The 15,637-nt window shown below is 62.2% G+C and carries 13 protein-coding genes; 2 read left to right on the forward strand and 11 right to left on the reverse strand.

All coding sequences use genetic code 11. The annotated features are described in order from the left end of the window. Positions 1-224: 224 nt before the first annotated feature. The 9 genes from ACI2KG_RS26475 to ACI2KG_RS26515 all read right to left on the reverse strand — a co-directional run bounded on the left by ACI2KG_RS26475 (position 225) and on the right by ACI2KG_RS26515 (position 8,915). Complete coding sequence (locus ACI2KG_RS26475) at positions 225-1,031, reverse strand: CpsD/CapB family tyrosine-protein kinase (RefSeq protein ID WP_404663890.1); 807 nt, start codon at positions 1,029-1,031, stop codon at positions 225-227. Between the two features lie 11 nt (positions 1,032-1,042). Beyond that, on the reverse strand, positions 1,043-2,605 hold the full coding sequence (locus ACI2KG_RS26480) for a GumC family protein (RefSeq protein WP_404663891.1): 1,563 nt from the start codon (positions 2,603-2,605) through the stop codon (positions 1,043-1,045). Positions 2,606-2,624: 19 nt separating this feature from the next. Further along, complete coding sequence (locus tag ACI2KG_RS26485; protein WP_404663892.1) at positions 2,625-3,740, reverse strand: hypothetical protein; 1,116 nt, start codon at positions 3,738-3,740, stop codon at positions 2,625-2,627. A 24-nt stretch (positions 3,741-3,764) separates the two neighbouring features. Further along, on the reverse strand, positions 3,765-4,322 hold the full coding sequence (locus ACI2KG_RS26490; RefSeq protein WP_404663893.1) for a polysaccharide biosynthesis/export family protein: 558 nt from the start codon (positions 4,320-4,322) through the stop codon (positions 3,765-3,767). Positions 4,323-4,574: 252 nt separating this feature from the next. Continuing rightward, complete coding sequence (eppA, locus tag ACI2KG_RS26495) at positions 4,575-4,751, reverse strand: EPS-associated small membrane protein EppA (protein WP_162948974.1); 177 nt, start codon at positions 4,749-4,751, stop codon at positions 4,575-4,577. Between the two features lie 250 nt (positions 4,752-5,001). Next, positions 5,002-5,544, reverse strand: a complete 543-nt coding sequence (locus ACI2KG_RS26500; RefSeq protein ID WP_201203753.1) for a helix-turn-helix domain-containing protein — start codon at positions 5,542-5,544, stop codon at positions 5,002-5,004. A gap of 232 nt (positions 5,545-5,776) precedes the next feature. Continuing rightward, positions 5,777-7,195, reverse strand: a complete 1,419-nt coding sequence (locus ACI2KG_RS26505; RefSeq protein WP_404663894.1) for a short-chain fatty acid transporter — start codon at positions 7,193-7,195, stop codon at positions 5,777-5,779. Between the two features lie 329 nt (positions 7,196-7,524). Beyond that, a complete protein-coding gene (locus ACI2KG_RS26510; RefSeq protein ID WP_400618976.1) occupies positions 7,525-8,181 on the reverse strand; it encodes a CoA transferase subunit B in 657 nt (218 codons plus the stop codon). Between the two features lie 35 nt (positions 8,182-8,216). Continuing rightward, positions 8,217-8,915, reverse strand: a complete 699-nt coding sequence (locus tag ACI2KG_RS26515) for a CoA transferase subunit A (RefSeq protein WP_400618978.1) — start codon at positions 8,913-8,915, stop codon at positions 8,217-8,219. A 140-nt stretch (positions 8,916-9,055) separates the two neighbouring features. On the opposite strand from ACI2KG_RS26515, the gene ACI2KG_RS26520 reads away from it, so the two are divergent. Together ACI2KG_RS26520 and ACI2KG_RS26525 are read left to right on the forward strand one after the other, a co-directional pair. Continuing rightward, positions 9,056-9,961, forward strand: a complete 906-nt coding sequence (locus ACI2KG_RS26520; protein WP_404663895.1) for a LysR family transcriptional regulator — start codon at positions 9,056-9,058, stop codon at positions 9,959-9,961. Continuing rightward, entirely contained in the window at positions 9,949-10,770 is an 822-nt protein-coding gene (locus tag ACI2KG_RS26525; RefSeq protein ID WP_404663896.1) for an aldo/keto reductase, read from the forward strand. Before ACI2KG_RS26520 ends, ACI2KG_RS26525 begins: the two co-directional genes overlap by 13 nt. A 366-nt stretch (positions 10,771-11,136) precedes the next feature. Here ACI2KG_RS26525 and ACI2KG_RS26530 read toward each other — a convergent pair whose 3' ends face one another. After that, entirely contained in the window at positions 11,137-14,217 is a 3,081-nt protein-coding gene (locus ACI2KG_RS26530; protein WP_404663897.1) for an error-prone DNA polymerase, read from the reverse strand. Beyond that, on the reverse strand, positions 14,214-15,632 hold the full coding sequence (locus ACI2KG_RS26535) for a Y-family DNA polymerase (protein ID WP_404663898.1): 1,419 nt from the start codon (positions 15,630-15,632) through the stop codon (positions 14,214-14,216). The genes ACI2KG_RS26530 and ACI2KG_RS26535 overlap by 4 nt, the downstream gene beginning before the upstream one ends. Positions 15,633-15,637 lie beyond the last annotated feature (5 nt).

Below are 15,637 nucleotides of genomic sequence, written 5' to 3' on the forward strand. Positions count from 1 at the left end.
TGCCCTGATGTCAGTCAGTCAAGACTGCCGGGGCTGCTGCGCAGCCCATCGCCGGCAAGCCAGCTCCCACACCGTTTTGCACTGAATTCAGGCCATGCGCCGTATCTGTGGGAGCTGGCTTGCCGGCGATGGGCTGCAAAGCGGCCCCAATTTGCTTGACTGACTGGCGTCATGACAAGCCCGCTCCCACATCTCTCACTGCAGGCACGGACAAGCGGAAGCTCTTAGTAATACGTCCGCGGCTGCTCGTCAGCCTTGTTCAGCACCGTGCCGATCAGGTTCACCGTTGCCAGGTGATGCAGGCAATCCTCGATTTCCTTCTTGTTGTTCATGCCATTGGCCACCACCAGCAATACACAATCGAACTTGGGTATCACGGTGATCGCGTCGTCCGAGCTGAGCAGCGGCGGCAGGTCGAAAATGCAGATGCGCGACTCGTAACGGTTGCGCAAGTCGCTGATCAGGTTGTTCACCTTGGGCGAAGACAACATTTCCGTCGACAGCGGCACCGGCGCCCGTGTCGGCAACACCACGAAACGCGGCAAGGTCGGGTTGACCAGGCAATCCTGCAGCTCGGCCTTGTCGGTGAGGAACTCGTTCAGCGCCTGCTCCATGGGCAGGCCCAGGGTGCTGCCGACCTTGGGCCGGCGCAGGTCGAAGTCCACCAGCAATGCGGTCTTGGTGGTGTGGTGGGCAATACTCATGGCCAAGTTGACTGCCAACACCGTCTTGCCGGCTTCGGGTGTGGGCGATGTGATCCCCAGGGTACGCCAGCCATTTTCTTCCATTAACCTCAGCACCTGCGTGCGCAGCAGGTCGATGGGCCCGTTCATGTTCGAGTTCTTGTTGTAGGCAACGATACGGTGGCGCTCCAGGTGGTCGGCGCGCAGCGGTACCACCTTGGTATTGACGTAGTCGAACTGCCCCGGCACTTCCGCCAGCGCCGTACCGGGTGCGGGAGACAGTGCCTGAGGGGTACCTGGAGTAACCTGGTGAAGATTGTTGCCAACAGCCGGCTTGGTCCTGTCCATCACTGCTTTCCCTATGCAAACCGAGATATGACCTTGAACAACAGCACATCCAGCGGCATGTAGAACACGTGCACCAGCACTACCATGATAGCTGCCAACGCCAGTGCTGCCAGGATCAGCCAATTACGCCAGCGCTTGCGCCTGGCTACATCGGCCCGGGTGTCTATATAGGGCAATGCCACCAGCACCCGTTTGCCGAGCAGGCTTTCCAGGGCGCCAACGCCACGCACGCGCTGGTTGAGCATTTCCAGCAACATCACCAGCGCACCGCCACCGGCCGGCGCCAGTACCAGGCCCAACGCCGCAATCTTCTTGCGGTTGGGTTTGATTGGCTTCTCGGCCAGCAGGGGTGGCTCCAGCAGCACAAAGCGTTCGGCCTTGTTTTCCTGCTCCAGGCTTTCGGTAATTTTCGCGCCCATTTCCTTGGCGCGGATTTCTTCATATTTTTTGCGTGCGTTGTCGTGGTCACGCATCAAGGTCACCAGGCCACGCTCCACCTGAGGTGCCTCGAGGATCTCTGCTTCGTAGCCTTCCATCTTGCTGGTCAGTTCGCGTTTCTGTGCGGCCAGCGAGCTGATCCGCTCCTGGGCGGCGCTCATCTTGGCGCGCACGCGGGCCACGTCGAGGCTGACGGTGGATGTCGCAGCGGTGCGGCCACCACTGGCCTCCAGCGCCTGGATCTTGCGCTTGACTGCTGCCACATCCGGGTGGGCCTCCTTGTAACGGGTCAGCAACCGTGCGTACTCGGCCTTCAGGCTGGCAAGGTCCTGGGGCTGGTCCGCAGGGCTCGGCCGTACACCGTCGCTGGTCTTGGTCGCCAAGCCGGCGTTGGCAGCAGAGAGTTCAAGCTCCAGGTAGCGCAGCTCTTCCTGGGCGGCCTTGTAGTCGCGGTCGACCTCGCGGAACTCCAGTTCCGAGCGCGACAGCATGTTCATGCGCAGGGTCTGGTGCTCGGGCAAGGCATTGGCATGGGCCTGCTTGAAATCGGCCAGCTGGTTTTCCAGGCTGGCCAGCTCGGCGCCCAGTTTGTTGGCTTCCTGGGTGAGAAATTCAGTGGTTTCGTTGGCCCGCTCAGTACGCTGCTTGAGGTTTTCGTTGAGGAACAGCGTCACCAGTTCGTCGGCGACTTCCTTGGCCACTTGCGCCTGCTTGTGCTCGAACGACACGTTGAACGCCACGGTCGCTTCGCCACGGCCACGCACAAAGGTGGTAAGGGTTTCGACCACGATGGCGTTGCGCATCTGGTCGATCTTGTCGCTTTCGCTAAGGCGCTTGTCCGCGAACAGGTCGTATTTGCCGATGATGCGCAGCAGGTTTTCGCGGGTCATGACGCGCTGGCGGATCACCTCGATACGCTCATCGGCAAAGCTGGTGTTGTTGGTCGACACCAGCTCGGGGGAAATCTGCTGCGACTCCACCAGGATGGTGCCGGTCGACTGGTAGATCGGCGGCACCATCAATGCGACCGCCACTGTCGCGGCAAGAATGACTGCGGCACTCACCCCCAACACCAGGGCCCTGTCCTTGATTATGGCGATGTAATCTCTGAGGGATAGCTCGTAGTCAGACTTCATGGGGCCACCTGGCTGAAGTTCAGATGTCGGGGTACCTGTACGTCAATGTCAAACCCACAATCGTTGCGGTTGCATCAGGTACATGGTCCTGCTGGCGTTCCTTGTACATCAGCGACAAGCGCAAGTCCCAGTACGGCGAAAACTCGCGGCTGGCCCATACACTGTAAGTCTGCAGCGTGTTGGGTGACTGCCCCTTGCTGTCTTGCCAGGCGGCGTCGGCACCCACCCGCGTCAGCTCGGTAACCGCGTAGCTCCACACACCCCGCACCTGGTCCAGTTCGGCAAAGCCACCTTCGGCGCTGGCCACCGTGCTACGTTCCGCGGTAAAGCTGGCATCGGCACGGGTACCGGTGTACAGCAATGCCACCCCGCCCTCTCCGCGCCGGCCGCCTTCGTCGCCAGACACTTTGTTGACGCCAATGTGCGCATCTGCGCTCAAACCTTCGGCGAGCTGGTACTTGATGCCGACTGCCGGGCTATAGCTGTTGGAGGCGACCGCGGTCTGGTCCTGCTCCGGCTCATAGCGCCGGGCACCGAAGCGGGTATACAGGTCAGCCCGCTCGCTCCAGTTGTAGGTCCAGGTAAATACGTTGGCCAGTTCCTCATAACCCGTCAGCGAACTGATGTCATAACGGGCCCGGTTGTACGTGGTCTCGTTACTCAAGGTACTGCGTGCACTAACCGCCTGGCTCCAGTTGCCGGTCAGGGTGTAGAGCTTTTGCGTACCGTCGGTGGTGATCACACCGGTATCCAGCACCGTTCCCGACAACGTCGAACTTTCGTTGTAGCGCGCCACCAGGCCGAAGCGCCCCCGTTCGGTGGTGCGCTGCCAGCCCAGGCTGATATCGGGGTCTTCACGGTCATCGACCACATCGGTGTCGGATGAGCGCAACACATTCACGCCCAGCCCCAACCTCAGTTCGTCACGGTCGAAGGTGCCGATCAAGGTGTAATCGGGCGCGATGATCGTGCGCGTTATGCCCTTCTCCCCCGATGTCAGCAACAACGGGTTGCTGTCGTACTCGACAGAGGTCGGTACCACCACCGTTGACTGCCAGTTTGCCGCCAGGGCCGCGTCCGTAAACGGCAAGGCCAAGATTGCCGTTGCAATGCTAGTTGTTCTAAGAAGAGGCATTAAATGTTCTTATTAAAGGCAAGATCAAGGAACGACCAGCGTGTCGCCAGCCTGAAGTTGGATGTTGGTGGACATATCGCGCCCAGACACCAGGTCCTTATATCGCACGGGCAGGATCTTTTGGGAAGCGCCTGCGCCGCGGACTACCTTGATTTCGCTTTCGTCGGCAAACTTGTCCAGGCCACCCGACATGCTCAGGGCCTGCAATACAGCGGTCGGCCCGGCCATTTGCACCGGCCCGGGCTTGATCACTTTGCCTTGGACATAGACCATGTTGCCGGCGATGCTCTTGACGACAACGCTGACGTTCGGGTCGGGAAGGAATTTTTCCAGTTTGGCGGCCACTTGCTTTTCGACTGCCGTTACATCCAGCCCGGCGACATTGATGCGCCCGGCCAGGGGGAAGGTGATGCTGCCATCCGGAAGAACGGTGGCTTCTTGACGCAGGCTGTCTTCCTGCCACACCGAAACCATCACCACATCGCCGGGGCTGAGCAGGTAGGCAGCGCTGTTCTGGTCGGCGTTGCCGGCAGTGGACCACACTGTCAGCATGCAGAAGGTGGCAAACATTGAACGCAGCATGAGGGTCCCTCCGGCCAAATGGCCCGACAAAGAGCACTGAATGAGAACAACGCACCAACTCTCGCTCTGCTTCGCGACGTACCGCTGCCGCGATGGCCTCGACCTTCCTGGAGGCCCTTACCTTGACGCTGTGCAGCCTGGGCTGCGGTGCCCGTGAACATTGACTTTCACAGGCTAATGGCAATATAGCAACGGTTGGGAAATTGACAAGCCAATGGCGCCCGGCGCTATGCCGAAACGCCAGCGCTGTCTTCAAATCTTTCTTCTATTGGCCACGGCCACGAAGCCGACTACCGCAAAGGCAAAGAACCAGCCGGCTGTTGAAACAGGAATGATACTGTTCTGATTTATATACGAATCAGCCGCGCGTGCCGCCCCACTTAGCAGCACCAACAGGAACATCGATTTGATGATCAGAGCCGTGCGCATACGCCCCCTCCTTAGAATAGGAAAATCAAATAGTTATTGGTGTGGTGGTGCGGGAATTGTGTCGCTGTTGAATTGAGCTTATGGGCACAATGACACTACGTCAATGATCCGACACCATAATAAAATTCAATGGGTGATGGGGCGATTCGTCAAAATATCGGCATGCAAAATATGCACAGCAGGAGGGTGCTGCTGGCTGTAGCGTTTCACCGCTGAGAAAGCCTGGAGCGGCCTAACGGCTCCGGGCGATTCACTCGTCGCCGTGGTGCACCACGACCAGCAACTGTGCAGGCCGCTCCCCTACCGAGCGCAGCCGGTGCGGGGTCTGGGCATTGAAATGCAGGGCATCGCCTTGCTCCAGCAACACCCGCTCGTTCATGAAATCCACTTCTACCTGGCCGGCATGCACGAACAGGAACTCTTCCCCTTGGTGCTCCTTGAAAGTGGGGTCGCTGAACTCGGACGGTGGCTGGATCAGGAACGGCAACAGGCTGCGCTGGCCGACCTGGCTGGTCAAGGCAGCGTAGCCCGGGCCCTGCCCATCCCCGACCAGGGCCTGACGCTCGCCATGGCGCACCAGGCTATAGCGGCTCTGGCCGGCCTGCTCTTCGGCAAACAGTTCTTCGACATTGACGTTCAAGGCCCGCGCCAGTTTCAGTGCGGCGGCGATCGAGGGCGTGTTGAGGCCGCGTTCGACCTTGGACAGGTAGCTTTTGGTCATGCCGGTCTTTTCGGCCAGCATTTCCAGGGTCATCCCCAGTTTCTTACGCAGCAGTTTCAATCGGATAGACATGTGACGCGAGTTTCCCAGGCGAAGGCAGCCTGGCCATGATACGTGGACTGCCGAGGAAATGCTGGGGCTGCTGTGCAGCCCATCGCCGGCAAGCCAGGCTCCCACAAGGATCGCATCAATCCTTTGATGTTGTGCAACTCACTACTCGCACAGGTTCTGCAAATGGCTTGAGGCAAACGCGGTGGGTGTGGGAGCTGGCTTGCCGGCGATGGGCCGCACAGCGGCCCAATCTTCAGGGCATTACCGGTGGCACGTACTGCAAGGTAGTACCCAACGCCCACAGCAACACCAGCACCAACGGCACATGCACCAGCAACTGCACGAACGAGAAGCCGATCAGGTCGCGCGCCTTGAGCCCCAGCACGCCCAGCAGCGGCAGCATGTAGAACGGGTTGATCAGGTTCGGCAAGGCTTCGGCAGCGTTGTAGATCTGCACTGCCCAGCCCAGGTGGTACTGCAGGTCGTTGGCCACCAGCATTACGTAGGGCGCCTCGATGATCCACTTGCCACCGCCCGACGGGATGAAGAAGCCCAGCACCGCCGAGTACACGCCCATCAGCAAGGCATAGGTGTCATGGGTGGCGATCTGGGTGAAGAACAGCGAAATATGATGCGCCAGGGTCTGCTCGTCGATGCCCTTAACCTGGGTGAGAATGGCCGCGATCGAGCCGTACAGCGGGAACTGGATCAGTACACCCGTGGTGGTCGGTACCGCACGTGCCACCGCGTCAAGGAAGCTGCGCGGGCGCCAGTGCAGCAAGGCACCGAGCATGATGAACAGCAGGTTATAGGTGTTCAGGCCGGAGATCGCGGTAATCGCCGGTTTGGTGGCGAACTCCTGGTACAGCCAGCCGGCAGCCAGAGCCACCAGCAGCAGGATCAGGATCGGGCTGTGTTCCAGCCACTCACCCGGGCGGGTGCGCTGCGGCGCTGGCGGTGCAGTGAAGCTGGGGTCGACACCGCACTCTTCAGCGCTGCGCGCGCTGTTCGGGCCTGGGGCCGTGGCGTAGGCAATCACCAGCGAAACAATCACCAGCGCCGCCAGCATCACGCCAGACTGCCAGAGGAAGATGGTTTCGGTGAACGGGATGACCCCGGTAATCGACAGGATCGACGGCGGCAAGCTGGCCGGGTTGGCCTGCAACTGCGCCGCAGACGAAGACAGGCCCAATGCCCAGACGGCACCCAGGCCCAGGTAGGCGGCTGCACCGGCAGCGCGGTAATCCATCTTCAGATCGGTACGCCGCGCCAAGGCACGTACCAGCAAGCCACCGAACACCAGCGACAGGCCCCAGTTGAGCAGCGACGCCAGCATCGAGATCAGCGCCACCCAGCACACGGCCGAACGGCCATTGGCGGGGATACGCGCCAGGCGGTCGATCAGCCGAGCCGCGGGCGGCGAGCTGGCAACCACATAGCCACCAATGACCACAAAGGCCATCTGCATGGTGAACGGGATCAGGCTCCAGAAGCCATCGCCAAAGGCCTTGGCGGTGTCGGTCGGCTTGGCGCCCATGGCCAGTGCGCCGATGCACACCAGCAGCACCGCCAGTGCGGCGAATACCCAGGAGTCGGGGAACCAGCGTTCGGCCCAGTTGGAGCAGCGCAAGGCAAAGCGCGCGGAACGGCTGTCTTGGATTTCAGCGGCCACAGTGGCATTCCTTTTATTGGTTTTATGAGGTGAAGCGGTATTACCAGAAAACGAAAAACCTGTGGGAGCGGGTTTACCCGCGAATGCGGCGGTGAATGTACCGACGCATTCGCGGGTGAACCCGCTCTCATAGAACAAACTCTAACTTTTTGATTTAGCGAAACTTGTGGGAGCGGGCTTGTCCCGCGAACACCGGCAAAGCCGGTGCCAGACACCGGGTTGCCTTCTTCGCGGGACAAGCCCGCTCCCACAATGGACATTGTTCTCTGCGAGACAGCGCAGCCCGGAAGGGCTGGGTGATCTCCCACAGGGTAGGAGTGTGTGGTGTCTTAGAAGGTCATTTCCTTCACATCATCCGGCACGATCAACTTACCGGCGGTTTTCTCGATGATTTCCTCAACGCTCACACCCGGAGCGGTCTCGCGCAGGATGAAGGCGCCGTTTTCGATTTCCAGGTAGGCCAGGTCGGTCAGTACCTTGCGGATGCAGCCGGCACCGGTCAGCGGCAGGCTGCACTGCGCCAGCAGCTTGGATTCACCGTCCTTGGACGCGTGGGTCATGGTGACGATGATGTTGTCGGCGCCAGCCACCAGGTCCATGGCACCGCCCATGCCCTTGACCAGCTTGCCCGGGATCATCCACGAGGCGATGTTGCCCTGGACGTCCACCTCGAACGCGCCCAGCACGGTCAGGTCGACGTGGCCGCCACGGATCATGGCGAACGACTGCGCCGAATCGAAGATCGAGGCGCCGCGGCGGGCGGTGACGGTTTGCTTGCCGGCGTTGATCATGTCGGCATCAAGGGTGCTTTCGGTGGGGAATTCGCCCATGCCGAGCAGGCCGTTTTCCGATTGCAGCATGACATCCATGTCGGCGGGTACGTAGTTGGCCACCAGGGTCGGAATGCCGATGCCCAGGTTGACGTAGTAGCCGTCCTTCAGTTCACGGGCGACGCGTTGCGCCATCTGTTCGCGGGTCAGTGCCATGGTCAGGATCTCTTTGTTGTTCTGGTGGATGGCGCTCAGGCCTTGACGGTGCGCTTTTCGATGCGCTTTTCAAAAGTGCCGACGATAACGCGGTCCACATAGATGCCCGGGGTGTGGATTTCGCTGGGCAGCAGCACGCCAGGCTCGACGATCTCCTCCACTTCAACCACGGTGATCTTGCCGGCTGTGGCCGCCAACGGGTTGAAGTTTTGCGCGGTATTACGGTACACCACGTTGCCGTAGTGGTCGGCCTTCCAGCCCTTGACGATGGCAAAGTCACCGGTAATGGATTCTTCAAGGATGTACTTGCGGCCCTTGAACTCGCGCACTTCCTTGCCGTCGGCAACCGGGGTGCCGTAGCCGGTGGCGGTGAAGAAGGCCGGGATGCCGGCACCCCCTGCGCGCATTTTTTCGGCGAGGGTGCCTTGCGGGGTCAGTTCCACCTCAAGCTCGCCGCTGAGCAGTTGGCGTTCGAACTCGGCGTTTTCGCCCACGTAGGAGGCGATCATCTTGCGGATCTGCCGGTCTTCCAGCAGTACGCCCAGGCCGAAGCCGTCGACGCCGCAGTTGTTGGAGACCACAGTCAGGCCCTTGACGCCACGGCGCTTGATTTCACTGATGAGGTTTTCCGGGATGCCGCACAGGCCGAAACCACCGGCCAGTACCGTCATGTTGTCGGTCAGGCCTTCGAGGGCCTGTTCATAGGTTGCAACGCGCTTGTCCAGTCCGGCCATGCTGATCCGCCTTTTGTAGTTGTTGAACCGACGAGGCTGTCGGTGAGCGTGTGTAGACATCTTCACCGCAAGCAACTGATTTGTTAATTTTGTTTTCATCATCAATTGATAACTTTTACAAAACAAACGATAGGCCCGACATGAACGTCAAGCAACTGCGCGCCTTTGTCGCCGTGGCCAAGTACCAGAGCTTCGCCCAGGCGGGCGAGCACCTGCATGTTTCTCAACCGGCCCTGAGCCTGACCATCAAGGCGCTGGAAGAAAACCTTGGCGGTGCCCTGCTCAGCCGCACCACCCGCAGCGTCAGCCTGACCGCCGAGGGCGAAGTGCTGCTGCCACTGGCGCGGCGCCTGCTGGCCGACTGGGATGACACCGAAGAAATGCTGCGCCAGCGCTTTACCCTGCAACTGGGGCGGGTTTCGGTGGCGGCCATGCCGGCGTTTGCCGGTAACCTGCTGCCGCATTCGCTGAAGGTGTTTCGCCAACGCTACCCCAAGGTCAACGTCACCGTGCATGATGTGATCAACGAACAGGTACAGGAACTGGTGCGCCATCGCCGCGTCGAACTGGGCATCGGCTTTGAGCCGGACAACATCGACGGGCTGGATTTTCGCCCGCTGTACATGGACCGTTTTGTCGCGGTGGTACCCGCCGATTCGCCCTTGGCGCTGCTGCCCCAGGTCAGTTGGGCGCAACTGATTGCCGAAGATTTCGTCGCCTTGCAACGCCCCTCGGCGGTGCGCCTGCTGATGGAGCAGAATGTGGCCGCCCACCACGGCAAGCTGACCGTGGCGTTCGAGAGCCACCAGTTGGCAACCATTGGCCGCATGGTCGCCAGCGGCCTGGGGGTCAGTGCCGTACCCGCGCTGTGCATCAACCAGATGCAGGAACTGGGTGCCCGCTGCGTGCCCCTGGTCGAGCCCACGGTCGAGCGACGCATCGGCGTGATTGCCCTCAGCGAACATAAGCTTTCCACTGCAGCGCAAGCGCTGCTTGAGGTTCTGCTTACCAACACCCGGATCCCGGAGGTGACATGCGTTACGTGAAACTGGCAGGTTCGAGCGTTCCGGCCATCGGCCAGGGCACTTGGTACATGGGCGAAGACCCTGGTCGCAAGGCTGCGGAGGTGGCGGCCCTGCAACAGGGTATCGAGCTGGGCATGAGCCTGATCGACACCGCCGAGATGTACGCTGAAGGCGGCGCGGAAGCGGTCGTTGGCCAGGCCATTGCCGGGCGCCGCGACCAGGTGTTCCTGGTCAGCAAGGTCTACCCGCACAACGCCAGCCAGCGCGGCCTGCCGGCGGCTTGCGAACGCAGCCTGGCGCGGCTGGGTACTGATTGCATCGACCTGTACCTGCTGCACTGGCGCGGCCAGCACCCGCTGGAGGAAACCGTCGAGGCGTTCGAGCGCTTGCGCGAGCAAGGCAAGATCAAGCATTGGGGGGTGTCCAATTTCGACGTCGATGACCTGCGCGAACTGCACAACCCCGACTGTGCCACCAACCAGGTGCTGTATAACCCGGCCCAGCGCGGCATTGAATTCGACTTGCTGCCGTGGTGCGATCAGCGTGCGCTGCCGACCATGGCCTACTGCCCGCTGGCCCAGGCCGGGCGCTTGCTGCAGCACCCGGTGCTGACAGAAATTGCCGAACGCCATGGCGCCACACCCGCCCAGGTCAGCCTGGCCTGGGTAACTCGCAATAACGGGGTCATCGCCATCCCCAAAGCCGTGGCACCTGAGCATGTGCGGCTGAATGCGGCAGCCGGCGCGCTGACCTTGACCAGCGAAGACCTGCGTGCGGTCGACCGGGCGTTCCCGGCGCCGACGCGCAAGCAGCGGTTGGCGATGGTTTGACCGCCAGTAGAGATTGATTTGGGAGCAACTGTCTTGTGTTGCCTGTTCTGGCGTCATCGCCGGCAAGCCAGCTCCCACACAGGCTGTGTGAAAACCCCCGTCACTTTTCGATGATCGCGCTCGTACGTGAAATCTGAAAAGAGTTGGCTGCTCAGCAGACCCAGATTTTGCGTAAGAGCGCGATTTTTAGGATGTTTTTTGAACAGCTACATCGGTCGGGAGGTTTTCACACAGCCTGCACAGGTATTGCACAAGGTTTGAGGTCAATGCAATCGATGTGGGAGCCTGGCTTGCCAGCGATGAGGCCAGAACAGGCAACACAAAGCAGTTGCTTCCACAGGGCCCTCGCAAGACTTGTGCTCTTGGTTAGTGGAAATCGCGGCTACGCACATCCAGCCCCTGCAACAGCGGGCTCACATCTTCCAACCGCCGCGCAATCAGGTGCCGCACGCCATTTTCCTGCTCCAGCCGCCCACTGACCTTGAGCAACCGCGAGCCCACCAGCGCCCGCCTTTGCCGCTCGGCAAGCTCGCGCCACACCACCACGTTGACCATGCCGTGTTCGTCCTCCAGGGTCACAAAGGTCACCCCGCTGGCGGTCTGTGGCCGCTGCCGCCCCACCACCAGCCCGGCGATGGCAATGCTGTCGCCGTGCTCGACACCGTGCAGCTCGGCCGAACTGCGGCAACCCAGTGCCCGCAGGCGTGAGCGCAACACGGCCAACGGATGCGGCCCCAGGGTGGTTCCCAAGGTCTGGTAATCGGCCACCAAGTCCTCACCTACGGTCGGCACCGGCAATGCCACCGCCACTTCAGGCAAGGTTTGCACATCGGCAAACAGTGGCAATTGCGCCTGCACCGCCGCCACCTGCCAGCGAGCCTGATGCCGATTGCTGGCCAAGGCGCGCAGCGCGCCAGCATCTGCCAGGCAGGCACGGGCGCGTGTGTCGAGCCCCGCGCGCAGGCACAGGTCTTCGACGTCGCGCCACGGCCGCTGTGCCCTCGCCTGCTGCAGGCGCCGGGCGTCGGCTTCAGCCAGGCCGCGTACCAGGCGCAAGCCCATGCGAATGGCCAATATGCCCTGCGCATCAGGCTCGAGGGTGCAGTCCCATTCGCTGTGGCAGACATCGACCGGCCGTACCTCGATGCCTTGGCGGCGTGCCTCTTGCAGCAACTGGTCCGGGCTGTAGAAACCCATGGGCCAGCTGTTGACCAGCGCGCAGGTGAAGATTGCCGGTTCATGGCACTTCAACCAACTGCTGGCATAACACAGCAAGGCGAAGCTGGCGGCGTGAGACTCCGGGAAGCCATAACTGCCAAAGCCCTTGATCTGCTCGAAGATGCGCTCGGCAAAGGCCAGCTCGTAGCCATTGCGCAACATGCCCTGCACCAGCCGCTCGCGGTGCGGCTCCAGGCCACCATGGCGCTTCCAGGCGGCCATGTTGCGGCGCAACTGGTCCGCCTCGCCTGGGCTATAGTCGGCGGCAACCATGGCCAATTCCATCACCTGCTCCTGAAACAGCGGCACCCCCAATGTACGCTCGAATACTTCCTTGAGCTGCTTTGAAGGGTAGGTCACAGGCTCCTGCTTCAGGCGCCTGCGCAGGTAAGGGTGGACCATGTCGCCCTGTATCGGCCCGGGACGAACGATGGCCACCTCGATCACCAGGTCGTAGAACGTGTTGGGCCGCAGCCGGGGCAACATGGCCATTTGCGCGCGCGACTCGATCTGGAATACGCCCATGGTCTCGGCGCGGCTGATCATCGCGTAGGTGGCCGGGTCTTCACTGGGAATGGTCGCCAGGGTCAACTGCCGGCCACGATGGTGCTGCAACAGGTCGAAGCAACGGCGCAAGGCGCTGAGCATGCCCAGCGCCAGCACGTCGACCTTGAGCAGGCCGACCATGTCCAGGTCGTCCTTGTCCCACTGGATTACCGTGCGCTCGGCCATGGCGGCATTCTCTACCGGCACCAACTGGTCGAGCGGTTGCTGCGAAATGACGAAACCACCCGGGTGCTGCGACAGGTGTCGGGGGAAACCGATGAGTTCCCCGGCAAGCACCAGCACCCGCCGCAGCGACGGGCTGCCCGCCTCGAAACCGGCTTCGGCCAGGCGCTGGTCATCAGGAATGCGGTCGCTCCAGCGGCCACAGCATTTGGCCAGGGCATCTACCTGGTCCATCGGCAACCCCAGCACCCGCGCCACATCGCGCACTGCACCGGCAGCATGGTAGGTATTGACCACTGCGGTGAGTGCCGCACGGTGCCGACCATAGCGGCGGAACACGTACTGGATCACTTCTTCGCGCCGGTCGTGCTCGAAGTCCACGTCGATATCGGGCGGCTCGTTGCGCTCGCGTGAGAGGAAACGCTCGAACAGCAAGCGGTGCTCCATGGGGTCGAGCTCGGTGATACCCAGCACGAAACACACCACCGAGTTGGCCGCCGAGCCACGGCCCTGGCACAGAATGCGCTGGCTGCGGGCGAAGGCGACAATGTCGTGCACAGTCAGGAAGTAGCTTTCGTAACCCAGCTCTTCGATCAGCGCCAGCTCCTTGGCCAGCACTTTCCGCACCTTGCCACTCGGCCCGCCTGGCCAGCGCAATGGCAAGCCCTGCTCGCACAGGTCACGCAGCCAGCTTGCCGGCGTATGACCCTCGGGTACCAGTTCGCATGGGTACTGGTAGTTCAGCTCGCTCAGGTCAAACTGGCAGCGCTCGGCAATGGCCAGGGTCTCGGCCAGCAGGTCGGGCGGATAAAGCTCGGCCAGCTGCGCCTGGCTGCGCAGGTGGCGCTCGCCGTTGGCAAACAGAAAGCGCCCGGCTTCGGTCACCTGGCAATGTTGGCGGATGGCGGTCATGCAGTCCTGCAAGGCACGCCGGCCACGCACGTGCATGTGCACATCGCCACAGGCCACGGCGCGGATGCCCAGGGCCACCGCCAGCGCGTGCAAGCGTTGCAGGCGCCGGGCATCGTCACTGCCCCGGTGCAGGTGAACGGCCAGCCACAGGCGTTCAGCGAACACACTGCGCAACCACTCGCCGGTGGCTGTATCGCTGCTGTCTTCTGCCACCCACAAGGCCAGCAGGCCTTGGTGGTGCAGCAGCAGGTCATCACGAAACAGCTGGTAGTCGCCTTTCTCTGCCCGCCGCCGGGCACGGGTGATCAGCGCGCAAAGGTTCTGGTAGCCGGTAAGGTTCTCTACCAACAGCACCAGCTTGGGGCCATCGTGCAACTGCACTTCGCTGCCAACGATCAGCCGCAGCTGGTGCTGCCTGGCTGCCTGCCACGCGCGCACGATTCCGGCCAAGGTGCATTCGTCAGTGATCGCCAGGGCCTGATAGCCCTGTTCATGCGCACGCCGGAACAGTTCGTCGGCGCTCGATGCACCACGCTGGAAGCTGAAGTTGGACAGGCAATGCAGCTCGGCATAACCTGGGCCGTTCATGCAAACCAGCCTTGCAGCCACAGCGGGCCGGCCTGGCTCAGGTCGCGGTAGGCCCAGCCACGCAGGCCATCTCGGGTTTGAATACGGTAATAGTCGCGGCGTACATCACCGCCATCCCACCAGCCCGACTCGATGCGTTCGGCTTGGGTTTGCACCTGGTAGGCGCTGTCCTCCAGCGCCACCGGGGCCGGCAGTAGCCAGCCGGGGCGGCTACCCGGGGCAACCGGCATGCTGCCTTGGGCGCCCTGCTCGGCCAGCTGCCAGGCGCATTCGGGGCGGTGATCGGCTGCCGCGCTCAGCGCCTTCACGGCGTCATCACCCAGGCGCGCACGCAGCCGCTCGCGCAATTGCGCCCAGGGTTGCGCCTGTTGCGCGCGCGGGTCGAACAACGCCTGGTGCTGCGGCACGAAGGCTGGCAAGTCTTCGGCAACCAACCGCAGGTTGCGTACCGGAGCCGGTATGCGTAGCGGCTCCAGCCGCCCACGGGCCAGCTCGAACAACATTGCGGCATCGCGTTCGGCCGCCAGCAGGCCTACCTGGAGCACAGTGTCTGGCCCCTCGACGTGCTCCAGGTGAAGGCAGAAACGCTGCACGCCACAGTCGCGCCCGGCAAGGAAGGCGGCCAGGTCGTTGAGCATGCGCCGCAACGGGAACAGCAGTGCCTGGTGCGATTCGACGTCAAAATTAAGTTCCAACCGGGCCTCGAAACGGTCCGGTGGCTGGTAGAAGTCCAGCCCCAGGTTGCGCAGGCCGAGCAACTGGTCCAGGTGCAACTGAACCTGCAAGGGAAAGCGCCTGGCCAGGGTGTCGCGGGGCAAGGCCAGCACCTGGCCCAGCTGGCGCAGGCCCATGCGGGCAAAGGCTTCGGCAGCCTCTGCGGGCAGGCCAACACGGCTGATCGGCATACCCAGCAGCGCAGCACGGGTGGCATCGGCATCGCTCACGGCCAGGCCATCATGGGCATTGGCGAGCATGCGTGCCGCCACAGGGTTGCTGGCCAGGACTATGCGTTGACGCAGGCCCAGTTCCGCCAGTTCCTGGCGCAAACGTGCCTCGAACAACGGCCATGGGCCGAACAATTGCAGGCTCGAACCCACTTCCAGCAGCAGCGCCCGTGGGTAATGCAGGCTGACCTGGGCACTGAAGCGGTAGGCCCAGGCTGCCAATAATTGCTGCACCTGGTCTATGCGCTTGGCGTCTGCTTCCACGCAGGTAAAGCCATCCGCCAGTGCACGCGCTGCGGTCAACGTTTGCCCGGCCCGCAGGCCAAGTGCCGCTGCGGCCGGGTTGACGGCTTGCAACACGCGCCGCTGGGTTGGCCCGCCAATCAATGCCAGGGGTGCGTCAGGGTCGTCGCGCTCACGCAGGACGGTGTCCAGCGCCAGCTGCGGCAGCAGAATGCAGGCCCAAAGCATGGTGC

It is taken from the genome of Pseudomonas sp. NPDC089407, assembly GCF_044900445.1.
Taxonomy (GTDB): domain Bacteria; phylum Pseudomonadota; class Gammaproteobacteria; order Pseudomonadales; family Pseudomonadaceae; genus Aquipseudomonas.

Coding starts and splice junctions, on each gene's coding strand:
- ACI2KG_RS26475 (WP_404663890.1), bottom strand. CDS start 1,031: ATGGACAGGACCAAGCCGGCTGTTGGCAACAATCTTCACCAGGTTACT.
- ACI2KG_RS26480 (WP_404663891.1), bottom strand. CDS start 2,605: ATGAAGTCTGACTACGAGCTATCCCTCAGAGATTACATCGCCATAATC.
- ACI2KG_RS26485 (WP_404663892.1), bottom strand. CDS start 3,740: ATGCCTCTTCTTAGAACAACTAGCATTGCAACGGCAATCTTGGCCTTG.
- ACI2KG_RS26490 (WP_404663893.1), bottom strand. CDS start 4,322: ATGCTGCGTTCAATGTTTGCCACCTTCTGCATGCTGACAGTGTGGTCC.
- eppA (WP_162948974.1), bottom strand. CDS start 4,751: ATGCGCACGGCTCTGATCATCAAATCGATGTTCCTGTTGGTGCTGCTA.
- ACI2KG_RS26500 (WP_201203753.1), bottom strand. CDS start 5,544: ATGTCTATCCGATTGAAACTGCTGCGTAAGAAACTGGGGATGACCCTG.
- ACI2KG_RS26510 (WP_400618976.1), bottom strand. CDS start 8,181: ATGGCACTGACCCGCGAACAGATGGCGCAACGCGTCGCCCGTGAACTG.
- ACI2KG_RS26515 (WP_400618978.1), bottom strand. CDS start 8,915: ATGGCCGGACTGGACAAGCGCGTTGCAACCTATGAACAGGCCCTCGAA.
- ACI2KG_RS26520 (WP_404663895.1), top strand. CDS start 9,056: ATGAACGTCAAGCAACTGCGCGCCTTTGTCGCCGTGGCCAAGTACCAG.
- ACI2KG_RS26525 (WP_404663896.1), top strand. CDS start 9,949: ATGCGTTACGTGAAACTGGCAGGTTCGAGCGTTCCGGCCATCGGCCAG.
- ACI2KG_RS26530 (WP_404663897.1), bottom strand. CDS start 14,217: ATGAACGGCCCAGGTTATGCCGAGCTGCATTGCCTGTCCAACTTCAGC.
- ACI2KG_RS26535 (WP_404663898.1), bottom strand. CDS start 15,632: ATGCTTTGGGCCTGCATTCTGCTGCCGCAGCTGGCGCTGGACACCGTC.